This window comes from Hyunsoonleella flava, assembly GCF_004310325.1.
In the GTDB taxonomy this organism is placed as follows: Bacteria; Bacteroidota; Bacteroidia; order Flavobacteriales; family Flavobacteriaceae; genus Jejuia; species Jejuia flava.
On record NZ_SIRT01000010.1, the window covers coordinates 1 to 17,307 of the forward strand.

Below are 17,307 nucleotides of genomic sequence, written 5' to 3' on the forward strand. Positions count from 1 at the left end.
GATTCTGGAGAAAATGAGACATCAGATTTTACAGGATATAATTTCTCGTTTAATTCTGACGGTTCTCTTGTTGCTACAAATGGAACTGATACTTTAACTGGTACATGGTCAATGTAATCCATATATTGAGAGACTAGGTTAATCCTCTTATTATAGCTTTAAAAAGATCACTTAAACAGTGGTCTTATTTTTTGTTAGAGGTGACTTGATTTTGTAAAAATTTTCGTCTACCTTCGCTTATCGAACGATATAGTTCATTAGAATGCGACCATATCTCAACAATAAGCGAACCTTCTAAATCTCATACCGCAACCTAAAAGTTACAAACCGTGGCTGTATAAAATATTCTGAAGCAAACACAGAGACATTATTATTGCCGTTTTGTATCAATGAGGTAGCGTTTAATAGGTTGGTAGCCTTAAGTGTATATTCCCATTTGGCATCTCTATCCTTTCTGTAGGACAACGACGCATTCCAAATTTCAAACTCTTGTGGCGAACCATTAGGGTTACTTTGGCGTGTATAGGAATAGTCCGTTAAAAACGTAAACTTCTTCCAGATATAGGCATCAAACTCAATGGATGGTGCATTGGTTGTAAATGTAGTGGTTCTACCTCCTTGTTGGTTTCTATTGACGGCATAACGGTAAGAGATTTCAAAATTTGGTGCTTCTCTAAAGTTCGTTCTTAATTCTGGCGTGTAAGACTGGGTAAAGTTCTCGTTGATAGAACGCTCTCCTTGTATAAACTGATTAAACTTGCTGTAATTAAACCTTGTATTAATACTTGCCCTCAACTTTCCAAAGGTGCGTTGAAAACGCCCAAAAGCCGTAACACTTTCATCGGTAAAACCAGAATTAAAAAACTCGCTTGTGCGTACTACACTTTCAAAATTGGCTCTAGACCTTATTTGATCTATAGCATTGCTATAATTTATCACCGCAAATACATTGGTATAGTTAAATAAATTAAAGCTGCGGTAAATTAAACTGATGTTATTCGATACTGCATTTTCTAGCTCTGGATTACCCACTTGTATGCTGTTAAAACCGTTAAGCACAATCCCACTCGCCAATCGTGTAACATCGGTAAACTGATTACGCATATTGTATCGCAGCGTTAAACTTTCGCTCTTTTTAAACTGCATTCGTGTTTCAAAACTAGGAAGGACTAAACCAAAATTATCTTGAAATTCTTCTCCAAATTGATCATTCCCATATCTATATGCATGCGCAGAAAGCCCTGGTGTAAATGTAAAAATACCCGCCTTCAATGTATATTTTACCCCTAAATAGTAGTCGCTAAAGCTATACCTAATATCATTTACATCTAAACCATTGTTGAATGTTGGTGTAGGATCAAACTCTGTATCATCATCTAATATTTGAAATAATTCAGAATTAAAATCTTGTCTGCTGGTTATGGCTCCCAGCGTAAAATTGATATTGCTTTTATCGTTTAAGATATTCCAATAATCCAACTTTGCATCCAACTGATTGGTTTTTACGCGTCTGGTTTGGTTTATATTATATCCTATCTGGTCGGGATCTAAACCTAAGCCATCCGCTGTATTTTCATAGCTATCTTTATCTTCTAAAATTGCGTTATAGAATGGGTCTTCATCCTGTAATAAATGCTGCACCTCAAAAGCAAAAATGTTGGTATCATTTAGCGTGTAGTAATAATTCAAATTTTGATTAATGCTATAAGGTGTATTGTCTTCAAATTGATCCGTATTTCCTAGTACAAAAGAGACCAAATTTTGTTCTTGGGATTCTTTACTAACACGACCTAACACATCATAATCCATTTGATTATTTACATTTGGTTTATAGGAACCGCTTAGCTTTAACAAACCTATATCAGATTGTTGCGTTACATTTTGATCTGTTTTATCGTCAGGAATACTAAAGTTGGGATTGGTATATTGTATGTTTCGTATTTGACGAATATCTACCGTACTACTATTAAATATCCCAAAACCGCTTATATCTAAAGCTTTATTTGGCGAATAGCTAAAATTACCTGAGGCCAATGTATTCTCAATATTTTGCGCGCGATTATTTTGGGTTGCTAAAAAACCTAAATCGTTATTCCCCAAATTCAAGCTGGTACCGCTATCTCTACTGGGTGGCCTAAAACCACCGCCAAAACCACGTAAATCGCGCCGCGTCAATGCGGGTTCGCCAGTATTGTTCAAATCACCTATTAAATTGATACTGTACTTTGGGCTGTAATAAAACAACTTTGGTTGTACCAAATATAATTCGTCATCTGGTGACGAACCGCCGCCAACTGTTACATTTCCAAACCAGAAATTCTTTTTACCTTCTTTTAGCTTGATGTTTATCGCATAATTATCCTGATTGTTGGTAACGCTACTTAATTGCCCAACCTCAGCATAATTTTTTAATACTTGTACTTTATCTACAGCATTTGACGGAATATTTTTAGTGGCCAATTTAGAATCGCCATCAAAAAAATCTTTACCATCTACCATTACTTTTGATACGCGCTGACCCTCAACTTCAATTTGCCCTTCATCATTTACCTCAACACCAGGGAGCTTTTCGAGAATATCCTCCAGTTTTCGCTCTGTACCGTTTTTAAAAGAATCAGCATTATAGATTAAGGTATCGCCACTTATGGTTACCGGCATTTCATACGTTAGCTCAACAGCATCCAAAGCATTATCAGAAACCATGTTTATGGTTTTATCAATATTTTCCGTTGTAGTTTTTAGAATTTCCTCATAGGTTTTCATCCCGATGTAGCTCACTTGTAGTTTATACGTTGAATTTTTACTTAAACTAAGAATGAATTTACCTTTATCGTTGGTGATGCCATAAGACTCCAAAGCACTAGTTTCTTGATTGATGGCCACAACATTTGCCAGTTCTAGTGGCGTGCCGATACTATCTTTTACAACACCTTGTAACTTAATTTGTGAATAGCCCATTGACATTACAAAGGCTAATAATATGGTTAGTTTTATTTTCATCGGTTAAATTTTTTTTCTGAACGCTCAAAAAAAATTGAATACGTTCAATAACTCATGCGAATCTTATATCATTCTTGTCTAAAATTTAGAATGAAAAAAATCACGTTCGTTTCATTTTCTTTTGGTTAATATTACGATGTTAGCCTCTTCCTCCCCGTTGCCCACCTCTTCTAAAGTTTTCACGCATTTCTTGAAACTTTTGGGTAGCGATTTCAACATATTCTTCTTTGCTAACAACTTTACCCTTAGTAGGTCTTTTTATGGTTGCTTTATCTTCTGGATTCAATATAATTTTTGAACATAAAATGGTAGTGTCATCTGTGTTAACTTCTAAAATTAAACCTGGTAAGCCCCAATAATCCCCTGGGCCTTGGTTCACCGGAATTTGCATGGTATACCACGCTGTAACTTCTATCTTTGGCTGTTCCTCTTCCTCCACTGTTTCATTATTCTCTTCGTTTTCCTCTCTAGCAGGTTGTCTTCTTAAAGCCGTTAGATCAAAATCTTTCCAAGTTTTAATTGCCGTTGCCTTGTTGCACGTATAACCACCTATTTGTTTTGTCTCACCTGTAATTTTCCACTCTAGTTTTGGCAAATCCTCTTTCACTAAAAATAGCTTTCCAAAGAGTTCTAGTTCATTCAGTAGCGCCTTATCTTTAACATTTTTGTATTTAACGCCATCAACTGCACCTCCCATTATAGCAGTAAACCTTCCGCCTCTTTGTCCGGGCGCTTCAAGTTTTTCTTCTAGTTTGTAAACCGATTCTGTTCTGTTGAAAGTTAAAACAAATGTTTTCTGGAACATGGTTTTTAAACGATCTTCCATACGCTTGCGCTGCTCCTCGGTCATGTTTGGTCGCCCAAAGTTACTCATGTCCACAGAGGTTTTAGACATGTAAAAGGCTTTACCTTGAAATTCTTGACTGTTTGAAAAAATAGTTGAAAATAGAAAAACGAATAGACATAGTCGTTGAAGGCTAATAGAAGTCATAATGAAATTTTAAATTGATAAATTTGATAGTCCGAACCAACTTTTTGGACACTCATTAGACTCTGTTAACATCACTTCGTTTAAACCCTAACTATTAAAGATATGTTAAATTTGACTAAGATCGACTATACCTTCTGCCTACTCTATTATCTCTAAACTCTTTCATTTTTTTAAAGATGATCTCCCTATACTCTTCTTTTGTTACCTCAGTACCTCGTTTTGGCGCTTCTACCTCCGTTTTTTCTTCGGGATTCATAACTATTTTAGAACATAACATGGTTGTAGAACCAGAGCTTACTTCTAATATTAATCCTGGCAGCCCCCAAAACTCCGAAGGTCCTTGACTTACAGGAATTTGTGTGGTATACCAAGCCACTACCTCAGTCATAGGTTCTTCTTTTGCTTCGCCGCTTTCTTCACTTTCGGCTTGTTCCTGACGCATTTGGCTCCATGAGAATTCCCAAAATGCCATTTGAGAATTTGGTATCATTGCCGTAGCTTTAAAGCATGTATAGTTTCCAATTTGTTTGGTTTCCGTGCCCATTTTCCAATCTATTTTCAACAAACTATCCTTTATTAAAAACTTTTTACCATAGAACTCTTGATCCTGAACAAAAGCATTTGTCTTTACATTTTTGTATTGCTCACCAGGTGTAAAATTTTTTCCCCAAGAATCTGTTGCTCCAGACATAGCATCTAACTTTTCATATTCGTTGTAAACCGAAGCTTCTTTATTAAAGGTTAGGATATATTTTTTTTCCAAACGGTTTTTTAAACGCGCAGCGATTTGTTTTTTTTGAGCTTCACTCATTTTTGCACCCCAGCGTCCTAAATTCATTTGGGCCTTGTATACATACTCTGCCTTACCTTGAAACTCTTGCGAGAATCCTGAAAAGGACAAAAAAAGACTGAGGCAAAAAACTATGGAGGAAGTAACGATAGATTTCATAATGAATTGGTTTTTGATAAATTGTTTAACAAATATACACAATTATTAAACAAAATAATCAGACTGTAACATATTCCTAACATTTACTATCAGAAAACCAACATCATTTTTCACTATCCGCCCACCCTAATCATTACACGATTACCATCACTACGCCCTCTATTTGTTGACCTGAACTGTTCCATCATCTCTTCCATTTTCTTGTCTCTAATCTCATCAAACTCTTTTTGAGAGACTTCTTTTCCCTTCTGGGGTTCAACAATTTCTACAGGCTGCTCCGGACTTATTACAATTCTTGTACAAACTAAGGTAAGTTTGCCATCATTCACCTCTAAAATTAAACCAGGAAGACCAAAATAATCAGAAGGCCCGTTGCTAACTGGAATTTGTGGCGTATACCACACCGTTGTTATTCTTGGTCTGGTTACCGTGGTAAACTCTCCTTGCTCGTTTATCGTTCTACTTGTAATTTCATCCTTAAATATCGCTTTGTAACACGTATACTCACCAATATTCTTAGTTTCATTGACGAGTTCCCACTTTCTATTGGTCAAGGAATCCTTTATAAGAAACCGCTTTCCATAGATTTCAGTTTTATTTGTGTACCTGTGCTCTTTAACATTTTTGTACATCACATCAGCACCCTGCACAACCTTTATATTGATACCCGAGCTTACCGGTTGAGGCGCATCCAATTTTTCCTCCTGCTTATAAACCGATTCATATTTGCTAAACTCCAGCGTATACTCTCTTTGAAACTGCTTCTTCAACTGCGCTTGGATACTTTTTTGCTGTTCGGAACTTATCTTGCTTTCATCCATTTTCAAATCTACCTTTCGGTGCGATTTATAGGTGGCTACGCCCTGAAAGTCTTGTGCTTGTAATTTGGAAATTAGAACACAAGTAGCTACTACTAAAATCTTTACTAAAGTCTTCATTACTATACTTTGTTTTTATAATACTTAATTGCTGATTTTTTAATCACCTTAACACTTTTAATAAAACTATCAATATCGTCAGTATCACCCTTTACTTTGTAAGTAACATAACCGTTTGAGCCTTCAGTTTCATCTTTGCACGTCATTGCAAAACTTAAAGATTCATTATCATCAACGTCTGCTAAAATAGCTTTAATATCATTGACATCAAGCGTGGATTTGATATCATCTAAGGAATTTACTGTAACAGAAATATCAAGATTTTCAAACTTAACAATTGTTTTTGAAACCTCTTCATCCATTTTGGTTTGCGCTGAAATTGAACACACACAAATTAGAAATAACATGGTAACTAAATTTTTCATTTTTTGATTTTTTAAGATTAATATTCGATTTTTAAAAACACAACTGCAGTCGTTTTTTGATTGATGTGGTACAAATATCCAACCCAAATCCCGATTAAAAAGTTAACCAGTGTTAACGTGTGTTAACCGATTAGTTTTTAAGGGTTTTTCCCTTTACTTTTGAAGTATGAACGATAAAAGATATCAATACACGCTTTACATAATTGTTGCTGTAATTATAGCTACTATTGGGATTCAAGGGTATTGGAACTACAAAAACTACCAATCAAATAAGCAGCAATTAATTGCTGATGTACAAACCAGTTTGGATAAAGTTGTAGATGATTATTACGCCCAATTAGCTCAAAAAACAACACTTGGATTAAGGTTTGAAGGTAATCGCCAAAAGGATGTTTTTAAAGAAGGGGGCATACTCGAAAACATATCAAAATCCATAGATAAAAACAACAGTACCTTCAAAGGGTTAGACTCCTTACAGCTAAATGCAATTGATGGTGTCACTATTATTCGGGGATTAAAAGGAGACTCCTTACCTTTGAAAACCAAAGAAAATAAGTTTCCGTTTTGGAAAAAAGATTCTACTAAAAAACACCAAAGATTACATATTATTGAAGACGATAGCATGCGCATTGGGAAGAATTTTGAGCTATTGACTTCAAAAGTTTTTATTTCCATCAACAACGATACGCTTGACGTTAAAAAAGTGGATAGTCTTTTACAACTTAACTTGGCTGACAAGAAAATTAATTTAGATTACAGCCTAAACTACAATAAGCCAAAACAGCAATTCCCCGATTTTTTCAGTTCAAAAGAAAACGTAAAGAAACAAAAAACAGATTCCATTTCTGTGAATCCTAAACTTTTAAATGTTGCTTCAAAATCCACATTTTTACCTAAAGGCAGTACTTTAAGTGTACATTTTGAAAATGCCAATTGGGTAGCTTTTAAAAAAGGTATTAGTGCTATTTTAATTTCTACCTTATTGGTGTTAGCGGTTATTAGTTGCCTGTTTTTCCTGTTGAAAATAATTAAGGAGCAAAAACAATTGGCCGAAGTGAAAAACGATTTAATCAGCAATATTACGCATGAATTTAAAACGCCTATTGCTACAATAGGTGTTGCTCTGGAAAGCATTAACAACTTTAATGTTATTGAGGACAAACAGAAAACCAAACAGTATATAGACATGTCTACCGGACAGCTGTCAAAGCTTAATGTAATGGTTGAAAAATTATTGGAAACGGCTACACTGGATAGTGAATCTTTAAAGTTCAACAAAGAACCTTTGGATGTAGCACTTCTATTGGACACACTCGTTAACCGTTACAAAACGCAACATCAGGATAAAAATTTCAAACTTAGTCTTGATAGTGAAAGCCTTATGATAACTGCCGATGCTTTTCATTTTGAAAATGCCATAAATAATATTTTAGACAACGCTGTAAAATACGGAGGAGAGGTAATTTCAGTAGATTTAAAGCACTCAAAAAATGGTATAGAAATTAATATTTCCGATAATGGGAATTCCTTAAAAAAAGAAAATAGACAACGTATTTTCGAAAAGTTTTATCGCATACCAAAAGGCAACACCCACGATGTAAAAGGTTATGGTATAGGTTTGTACTACACAAAAACTATTGTGAATAAGCACAATGGCACTATTGCTCTAGATCTAAGCAATAATTTGACAACATTTAAAATCAACTTACTACATGGATAATGCTATTAAATTACTATTAGCTGAGGACGAACCTGCTTTGGGACAAATAATTAAAGAAAGTTTAGAAACTAGACATTTCGATGTTACGCTTTGTGAAGATGGTGAAAAGGCTTTGAGAAAGTATCATGAAGTCTCACCTGAACTTTTGGTGCTTGATGTGATGATGCCAAAAAAAGATGGATTCACTTTAGCAAAAGATATTCGAAAAATTGATGACACCATTCCTATTATTTTTCTAACGGCAAAATCGCAAACGCAGGACGTTGTTGAAGGTTTTACTATAGGCGGTAATGATTATTTGAAAAAACCATTTAGTATGGAAGAACTTATAGTTCGTATCAATAACCTTCTAAATCGTACCAAGGAGCAACAACAATCGGAAATTATAGAATTAAGTGATTTTATATTCAACTTCCCAAAACAAACGCTTCAATATAAGTCTGAAAACAAAGTACAACTTACGCATCGAGAAGCACATTTATTATTCCACCTGATTAAAAACAAAAACAAGGTTTTAGACCGCTCTTTAATATTGAATAAATTATGGGGCACTGATGATTTTTTTAGCGCTAGAAGTATGGATGTTTTCATTACAAAGCTGAGAAAAAAACTTAAAAAGGATACGAATATTGAAATTATTAATGTTCGAGGCTATGGCTACAAGTTAATCTGCTAAAAGTGGTTTGATTTTTGTATTTTTCAAACTGCATGAAAATTATTCAAATAATAACGTTAGTCTTGTGTTTATCTTTAGGTGCTCAAGAATCTATTGAAATTCATTCTCTCAGCACTTCAGAGCTACGGGCAGATAGCGTTATCGGCGTTGACAATTTTGGCACTATTTTCTACCTAAAAGAAAGCACCATTTATAAGAAAAACAAAGACACAACCATTAGCTATAATAATTTGCAGTTGGGTAAATTAACATCTGCTAATAGCTTTAACCCTTTAAAAATAAATCTATTCTATCAAGAATTAAACACGGTAATTATTTTAGATAATCGTTTGGCTGAAATCTTCAAGGTTGATTTTAATTCGATTAATAATTACAAAAATGTTTCGCACATTTCTACAGGTTATGATAATACCATCTGGCTATTTAACCAAGACACCCAGCTTCTTGAGGTTTTTGATTACAAGACCATAACAACAAAAGCCCAAACACTTAAACCTATTGATAGCCCTATTTTAGATTTAAAAAGCAACTACAATTATGCGTATCTATTAACTGAAGATGAACTTCTAATCTATAACTATTTTGGGAGTTTGGTGCGGAAAATCAAGAATAACGGCTATACTAGTTTACAGGAAAACAATGAAGCTGTATTTCTTAAAAAAGATGATGATTTATTCTATCTAGGTTCAGATTCAAATAAAGTTGTATCCGTGAAAACTGATAACATTTTGATTCCTCAGTTTTTTGTAACCAATGAAACCTTGTATATTTACAACTTTGAAACTCTCCAAGAATTCCAAATAAAAATAAATTAACTATGCATATTGCTGTTGCTGGAAACATTGGCGCTGGAAAAACAACGCTTACCAAATTACTCGCAAAACACTATAAATGGGAAGCACAATTGGAAGATGTTGTAGACAATCCTTATTTAGATGATTTCTATAATCAAATGGAGCGTTGGAGTTTCAATTTACAGGTTTACTTTTTAAATAGCCGTTTTCGTCAAGTATTGCAAATTCGTGAAAGTGGCAAGGACATCATTCAGGATAGAACAATTTATGAGGATGCTCATATTTTTGCGCCCAACTTACACGCCATGGGCTTGATGACCAATAGAGATTTTAACAACTATAGCACTTTATTTGATTTAATGGAATCTTTGGTTAAAGGTCCAGATTTATTAATTTATTTACGCAGTTCTATCCCTAATTTAGTATCACAAATCCATAAACGTGGTCGTGATTACGAAAATTCTATCAGCATCGATTATTTAAGCAGATTAAACGAGCGTTACGAAGCTTGGATTCATGGGTATGACAAAGGCAAATTATTGATTATGGACGTTGATAATCTTAATTTTGTAGACAACCCAGAAGACTTAGGTCATGTTATCAATACCATTGATGCTGAAATTAACGGATTATTTTAGAAGTCATTCTTAAAATCCTTAGTTAAAAGTCTATTAAAAAGAATACCATTTAGTCTTCAATAATGTTATTTTGTAATGCGATGTTAATTAAATCGCCTAACCTACTTGTACTTAAAATATAAAGATGAAACAAATACTATTTCTACTTTTAATATTGTTTTCTAGTTTAGGGTTTTCCCAGATGTATAATCCCGTGAAATGGGAAACAAAAGTTGAGAAAATTTCAGACTCAGAATACAAATTAATTTCCATTGCTACAGTTGATAAAGGCTCTCATCTCTACGCCCAAAACATACCAGAAGGTGGCCCAATTCCAACTGAGTTTACATATAATAATGACAGTAAAGACTATAAACTTTTAGGAGAGACTTCTGAAGAAGAAGGCATCACTGTTAATGATGCAGTGTTTGAAATGGAAATTAAGTATTTCGAAGATACGGCTATATTTGAGCAGAAAGTGCAACTTATTAATACGGTTGATAAAATAACCGGATCCGTGCTATTCATGGCCTGTGATGATGAAAAATGTACACCACCTACAGATTTCGAATTGGTTTTCATCCTTTATGAATCTGCTAAAGGATCTGAAAAAAACACAAATGAACATATTGAAATAGACACCAAGAAAACAAACGAATTATTATATGGCATGTCTTCAGATGACATTGTAAAGCCAACTGCTTCATGTGGAAACGAGGCAGTAAATTTAAGTGTATCATCTAGCAACAGCTCGTTATGGCGTATTTTTGGTTTAGGCTTTTTGGGCGGTTTATTGGCTTTATTAACGCCTTGTGTTTTCCCTATGATTCCCTTAACAGTGAGTTTTTTTACCAAGAGCAGTAACCAAAATAATAAGTCTGGTGTGTCCAAAGCATTACTTTATGGCTTCTTTATTTTTGCTGTATATATACTACTTAGTGCACCCTTCCATTTGCTGGATTCAGTAAATCCCGATATTTTAAATGAGATTTCAACCAACGTTTGGCTAAATATCATTTTCTTCTTAATATTTGTGTTTTTTGCCTTTTCTTTTTTTGGGTACTACGAATTGACATTACCATCCAGTTGGACAACAAGAACAACAGAAGGTGAGAGTTCTGGAGGCTTAGTTGGTGTATTTTTTATGGCGTTAACACTCGCCATTGTTTCATTTTCATGTACAGGGCCAATTTTAGGTTCACTACTGGCTGGATCTCTTACTGCCGATGGTGGCGCATGGCAACTTACCTCAGGAATGGCTGGGTTTGGCGTGTCCTTAGGTTTACCTTTTGCCTTATTTGCAATGTTTCCAAACATGATGAACGCACTACCAAAATCTGGTGGATGGCTCAATACCACAAAAGTAATTTTAGGGTTTTTAGAACTGGCATTGGCATTTAAGTTTTTATCTAATGCTGATTTAGTGGCACACTGGAATATCTTAAAAATTGAACCGTTCCTAATTCTATGGATTATCATATTTGCAGGATTAGCTTTATATCTTTTCGGTAAAATAAAATTTCCGCACGATTCGCCCATAAAAAAGTTATCCTTTTCTAGAATTGCTGGAGGAATCTTGGTGGCCTCATTCGTTATTTATTTAGCCTCGGGCTTTAGAGTAAATAAACAAACCAATACATTTACATCACTTACACTTTTAAGTGGTTTAGCTCCTCCTGTTGGGTACAGTTTTTTATATCCTAATGATTGTCCTAATAACCTAGATTGTTTTAAAGATTTAAAAGAAGGCTTGGCTTATGCTAAAAAAGCGAACAAGCCTGTTATCATAGATTTCACTGGTTTAGCATGTGTAAACTGTAGAAAAATGGAAGAGCACGTTTGGCCAGAGAATACCATTGATAACTATCTAAGAAATGATTACGTTTTGATTTCATTGTATGTTGATGATAAAAAAGAACTGCCCGAAGAAGAAAAAATATATGTGAAGCGTGTTGATGGAGGTACAAGAAAACTTGAAAATTACGGACATAAATGGGCTCATTTTCAAACCGAATTTTTCCAGTCAAATTCCCAACCGTACTATGTACTTTTAGATGCCGATGGGAAGAAGATGCTCAACACCCCAGTGCCTTATACTCCAAATGAAAAGGAATATGCAGCGTTTTTAGAATGTGGTTTAGAGGTTTTTAATCAATAAATGCTATTTCATTCAAAAAAACCACAAGTATGATTAACCTTAAAAAAGAAAAGACCACACATCTTGAGTCATACTTCAAAAAGTACCGAAACAACATAATCGGTATAGACTCCTATTTTGAATCGCCCTATGGTAGAAAAAAAATAATATATGCCGACTGGACGGCAAGCGGAAGGCTCTATAAACCCATCGAAGAAAAAATCAGTAACAGTATTGGTGTTTTCGTGGCGAACACCCACACCGAAACCTCGATTACAGGTAGCGTGATGACACACGCCTATCACGATGCCAGACAAATAATAAAGCAACACGTAAATGCTTCGAAAGATGATGTTTTAATAACCGTTGGTACAGGAATGACAGGTGCCATCAACAAATTTCAGCGAATTCTCGGGCTTAAATTATGTGAAAACTTAAAGGAAAACACAAAAGTTCCTAAAGAAAAAAGACCATTGATTTTTGTGTCCCATATGGAACATCATTCCAATCAAACCTCATGGTTGGAGACTATTGCAAATGTGAAGGTAATCCCGTCAAACACAGACGGCTTGCCATGTTTGATAAAACTTGAAAAACTATTAGAAGCACATAAGGACGTTCCTATTAAAATTGCAGCAATTACTGGATGCTCTAATGTAACTGGTATACGAACTAACTACCATGACGTTGCAAAAGTGATGCATCAAAATAATGGCCTTTGTTTTGTAGATTTTGCTTGTTCTGCACCCTATGTAAACATAGACATGCATCCAGACGACGAGTACTCCTATCTAGATGCTATAACCTTTTCTCCCCACAAATTTCTTGGTGGTCCAGGATCATCCGGTATTTTAATTTTTAATAAAAAGCTTTATAAGAATTTAGTGCCCGACAATCCGGGTGGTGGCACAGTAAGTTACACAAATCCTTGGGGAGACCATGACTATATTGATGATATTGAAACCCGAGAAGATGGCGGCACACCAGGTTTTTTACAAGCCATAAGAATAGCACTTTCTATAAAGCTAAAAGAAGAAATGGGCGTACAAAACATTTTAAATAGAGAGCATGAGTTAAACACTATTGTTTTTGACAGACTTTCTAAAATTGAAAATTTAAAGATACTAGCACCCGAACATAAGGATAGACTTGGTGTATTTTCATTTTATATTGATGACGTGCATTATAATCTTATCGTTAAATTACTAAATGATAGGTTTGGCATACAAACACGTGGAGGCTGTTCTTGTGCTGGCACTTATGGACATTATTTATTGAATGTGGATCAGAATACTTCCAGATCGATTGAAGAAAAAATATTGGAAGGTTGTTTAATTGAACGCCCCGGCTGGATAAGAATGTCCATACATCCTACAATGACAAATGAAGATATTCATTTTATTTGTGATGCCATAGAGCAAGTTTCACAAAATTTTGAAACATGGGGAAAAGATTATAAGTATAACGCAGTTAAAAATGAGTTTATCCATATGAGCATCCCAAATACCGAAAAGGCAATTACCAAACACTGGTTTGAACTTTGATAAGTAGAAGTTTGGTGAATTAGTGTATCTACATATTAACCTCAACAGACTTAAACTAAGACATACGGATAAATCCATTTTCCTTAGCATGTGCAATAGCTTGCTCACTACTTTCTACCAATAAGACTGGTGTGGTTTTATAGGATTCAAACAAACCTCTAACACGTTCCATTTTCTTTTTATGTTTAACGCTCCTTAAGTAAATAGCCAAAACCTGAGAGGGGTATGCTTCTGCAATTTCTATATAAATATCTGGATCATGCTCGCCACTATCACCAATTAAAATAAATTTAAGCTTGGGGTAAGTTTTTAAAATATTCAATATCTCTTTTTGCTTTTGGGGTTTTTCGTCCTTAGATTTTCTATTAAATGGCGTTGGAAAATTTCTTAGAATAATTGGGCCTTTCGGAAAGTTATTCTTTTTAAGGAAAAACTCTAAATAACGATATAAGTTCCATGGGCTATGACTCACATAAAAAATTGGATTAGCATCATCTCCACTTTTCCCTTGATGTAACATATGATAAAACTCTGGCGCACCTTCTAGAGGTAATCGTTTACCAGCAGAAGTAAAAATTGTGTTTATAAGAGCTCTCCATTTTAAAGTAGACACCAAACCCGTGTGCAAAATAGTATCATCTATATCGCTAACTACCCCGAAGGAAGCAGAAGGTGATGGGATGAGCATTTCTCCCGGAAACCTGTTATCAGATTGTATATTTCTTTTCAACTTTTCCTCACAATAAGACGCTTCTATTTTAACCCAGCCTTCATCATTTGCATAATTAGAAAGTCCTTCTACCTTTTCATCTAAGAGAAAATAGCCATCATTATCAGTTTTGGTATAAAAATGCTTGTCTGCACCTATCTTTACTTTAAGTTCAGCATTTTTAAGTTCATCGGTCTCAAAACGTTTCCATGCATTTACCAATAATCTAAAAGTGCCTTTGGCTTCTAAATTAATGTTCTCATCTTCTAATGCCCTACCTCTTAAATATAAGTGGCTAGATGTTCCATAGGTTAGAAATGCTATAATTTGAAGTGGGTCTTTTTTAAACATAGTTTACTTTCTTTCATGTAAAATAAAAAAAGCCACGTAAAACGTGGCTCTGATTAACAATTAATGTTAGCTTATTTAGTTTAGTTATTCTAAATTTTATGAGGCATTCTCTGCTTCTTTCAAAGCTTTTAGTTTAGCTTCAACTTCAGATTTTGTACCAGTAATTGTTTCATAGGTGGTAGACTCCTTTCCATTTTCTGTTTTTACTGTAGTAACTACAGCTTCTAAAACACCATTTTCATCAGTTTCAGACAACTCTATTTTAACTTCCTTTTGAATTTCAACTTGTTCTACTTTATTATCATCAGAAATATAAGCTGTTACGGTATCTGCAGATAATGCGATACTTGGCGCTATTACCAATGCCACAACGCTCATTAATTTCAACAAGATATTTAATGAAGGCCCAGATGTATCTTTAAACGGATCTCCCACTGTATCACCAACCACCGCAGCTTTATGGGCATCAGTTCCTTTTTTGCCTTGCTCCTCTATCATTTTTTTAGCATTATCCCATGCGCCACCAGCGTTAGATTGGAAGATTGCCATAAGCACCCCACAAGTAGTAACACCTGCAAGAAGCCCTCCTAACATTTCGGCTCCTCCAATAAAACCTACCGCCACAGGCACAGCAATTGCTAATAATCCTGGTAATACCATCTCTTTAATTGACGCTTTAGTAGAAATTGCCACACACTTATCATATTCTGCAACTCCATCGGCTTCATCAAATATTTTTCTTTGAGCGTCAGTTGCTTTAGACATATCAGAATCCACAGCTCTCATTACCTCTAAGGCTGCTTTTAATTTAGGAATATCTCTAAATTGACGACGAACCTCTTCAATCATCGCCATTGCAGCACGTCCTACAGCATTCATCGATAATGCAGAAAACACAAAAGGCAACATACCACCTACTAATAATCCTGCCATAACTGTTGGTTTAGACACATCAATAGCGGTTACGTTTGCAGTTTGCATAAATGCAGCAAATAAGGCTAATGCTGTTAATGCAGCAGAAGCAATAGCAAAACCTTTACCAATTGCAGCCGTAGTATTACCAACTGCATCTAATTTGTCTGTACGCTCACGTACTTCCGGATCTAATTCTGCCATTTCAGCAATTCCACCAGCATTATCAGAAATTGGTCCATAAGCATCCACTGCCAATTGAATTCCTGTATTAGCTAACATTCCTACCGCAGCAATAGCAATACCATATAATCCTGCAAAATGATGAGACACCAAAATTGCCGCAGCAATTAAAAGAATAGGAATCATAGTAGACATCATTCCTACACCTAAACCAGCAATAATGTTTGTAGCTGCTCCCGTTTCTGATTGTCTTACAATAGAGTTTACAGGTTTTGTACCTGTACCCGTGTAATATTCTGTTACTTTTCCAACTGCTAAACCAGCAATTAAACCAGCAATTACAGCAAAAAACACGCCTAAAGAACCATATTCGAAACCTACGGTACCTTCAGGAATTAAAAGATCAATAATAAAATAAGATGCTATTAACATTAAGGCTGCTGAACCAAATTCACCAATATTTAATGCCGTTTGAGGGTTTCCGCCATCTTTTACTTTTACAAAGAATGTTCCTATAATAGACATAATAATCCCAACTGCAGCAAGTACTATTGGTAGATAAACTGCTCCTAAACCATTAAAATCAGGAGTAATGATAAAAGCTCCTAGAACCATTGTACCTATAATTGACCCTACGTAAGACTCAAATAAATCGGCTCCCATACCAGCAACATCACCTACGTTATCACCAACATTATCAGCAATAGTTGCAGGATTTAAAGGATGATCTTCTGGAATACCAGCTTCAACCTTACCAACTAAATCGGCGCCTACATCTGCAGCTTTAGTATAAATACCTCCACCCACACGGGCAAATAACGCAATAGATGAAGCCCCAAGAGAAAATCCAGAAAGCACATTTAATACTTCATTTATACCCCATCCCATTTCGCTATAAACAGCGAATAGACTGCTAAGACCTAAAACACCAAGACCAACAACACCAAGTCCCATTACTGCACCACCTGCAAACGCCACTTCTAAGGCTTTTCCTAAAGACGTTCTTGCCGCACTTGTTGTTCTTACATTGGCTTTAGTTGCAACCTTCATGCCTATGAATCCTGCTAATGCAGAACAAATAGCACCAATAATAAATGATACTGCTACCATTCCGTTAGAGCCTTCTTCATTACTTCCTTTGAAAAATAATAAGATGGCTACTGCTACAACAAAAATGGCTAATATTTTATATTCTGCTTTTAAGAAAGACATTGCGCCATCTGCAATGTTCTTTGCAATCCTTTTCATTTTGTCGTTTCCTTCGTCTTGTTTGCTTACCCATGCACTTTTGATAAATACAAATAGTAATGCTAAAACTCCAAAGGCCGGCAATCCTTTAATCAATAAATCCATATTTCTAATTAGTTAGTTATGTTACTCTTTTTTTTTAACGGGGCTAAAAATAGGAAAATTAAAGTGAT

At 35.1% G+C, this 17,307-nt stretch carries 13 protein-coding genes; 6 read left to right on the plus strand and 7 right to left on the minus strand.

Features of this window, described 5'->3' with window-relative positions:
* Window positions 1-294 precede the first annotated feature (294 nt).
* The 5 genes from EYD45_RS11575 to EYD45_RS11595 form a co-directional block, all read right to left on the minus strand.
* A complete protein-coding gene (locus EYD45_RS11575) occupies window positions 295-3,000 on the minus strand; it encodes a carboxypeptidase regulatory-like domain-containing protein (RefSeq protein WP_130964720.1) in 2,706 nt (901 codons plus the stop codon).
* 139 nt (window positions 3,001-3,139) lie between these two features.
* Entirely contained in the window at window positions 3,140-3,991 is an 852-nt protein-coding gene (locus tag EYD45_RS11580) for a GLPGLI family protein (RefSeq protein WP_130964721.1), read from the minus strand.
* Between the two features lie 115 nt (window positions 3,992-4,106).
* A complete protein-coding gene (locus EYD45_RS11585) occupies window positions 4,107-4,940 on the minus strand; it encodes a GLPGLI family protein (protein WP_130964722.1) in 834 nt (277 codons plus the stop codon).
* Between the two features lie 113 nt (window positions 4,941-5,053).
* On the minus strand, window positions 5,054-5,878 hold the full coding sequence (locus EYD45_RS11590; RefSeq protein WP_130964723.1) for a GLPGLI family protein: 825 nt from the start codon (window positions 5,876-5,878) through the stop codon (window positions 5,054-5,056).
* Window positions 5,879-5,880: 2 nt separating this feature from the next.
* Window positions 5,881-6,243 carry a hypothetical protein gene (locus tag EYD45_RS11595; RefSeq protein ID WP_130964724.1) on the minus strand — a complete coding sequence of 121 codons (363 nt, stop codon included), beginning with the start codon at window positions 6,241-6,243 and terminating at the stop codon, window positions 5,881-5,883.
* A gap of 166 nt (window positions 6,244-6,409) precedes the next feature.
* Here EYD45_RS11595 and EYD45_RS11600 point away from each other — a divergent pair, with 166 nt between their 5' ends.
* The 6 genes from EYD45_RS11600 to EYD45_RS11625 all read left to right on the plus strand — a co-directional run bounded on the left by EYD45_RS11600 (window position 6,410) and on the right by EYD45_RS11625 (window position 13,731).
* Window positions 6,410-7,963, plus strand: a complete 1,554-nt coding sequence (locus EYD45_RS11600) for a sensor histidine kinase (protein WP_130964725.1) — start codon at window positions 6,410-6,412, stop codon at window positions 7,961-7,963.
* Entirely contained in the window at window positions 7,956-8,639 is a 684-nt protein-coding gene (locus EYD45_RS11605; protein ID WP_130964726.1) for a response regulator transcription factor, read from the plus strand. The genes EYD45_RS11600 and EYD45_RS11605 overlap by 8 nt, the downstream gene beginning before the upstream one ends.
* Window positions 8,640-8,671: 32 nt before the next feature.
* Complete coding sequence (locus EYD45_RS11610) at window positions 8,672-9,454, plus strand: hypothetical protein (protein WP_130964727.1); 783 nt, start codon at window positions 8,672-8,674, stop codon at window positions 9,452-9,454.
* Between the two features lie 2 nt (window positions 9,455-9,456).
* Entirely contained in the window at window positions 9,457-10,071 is a 615-nt protein-coding gene (locus EYD45_RS11615; RefSeq protein ID WP_130964728.1) for a deoxynucleoside kinase, read from the plus strand.
* A 124-nt stretch (window positions 10,072-10,195) separates the two neighbouring features.
* Window positions 10,196-12,208 carry a protein-disulfide reductase DsbD family protein gene (locus EYD45_RS11620; protein ID WP_130964729.1) on the plus strand — a complete coding sequence of 671 codons (2,013 nt, stop codon included), beginning with the start codon at window positions 10,196-10,198 and terminating at the stop codon, window positions 12,206-12,208.
* A gap of 29 nt (window positions 12,209-12,237) precedes the next feature.
* Window positions 12,238-13,731: an aminotransferase class V-fold PLP-dependent enzyme gene (locus EYD45_RS11625; RefSeq protein WP_130964730.1), complete on the plus strand. Its 1,494-nt coding sequence runs from the start codon at window positions 12,238-12,240 to the stop codon at window positions 13,729-13,731.
* A 55-nt stretch (window positions 13,732-13,786) separates the two neighbouring features.
* On the opposite strand, the gene EYD45_RS11630 is transcribed toward EYD45_RS11625, so the two are convergent.
* Both EYD45_RS11630 and EYD45_RS11635 read right to left on the minus strand, forming a co-directional pair.
* Entirely contained in the window at window positions 13,787-14,791 is a 1,005-nt protein-coding gene (locus EYD45_RS11630; RefSeq protein ID WP_130964731.1) for an App1 family protein, read from the minus strand.
* A 96-nt stretch (window positions 14,792-14,887) separates the two neighbouring features.
* Window positions 14,888-17,239 (minus strand): sodium-translocating pyrophosphatase, encoded by a 2,352-nt coding sequence (locus tag EYD45_RS11635; RefSeq protein WP_130964732.1) that lies wholly within the window; start codon window positions 17,237-17,239, stop codon window positions 14,888-14,890.
* Window positions 17,240-17,307: the final 68 nt, after the last annotated feature.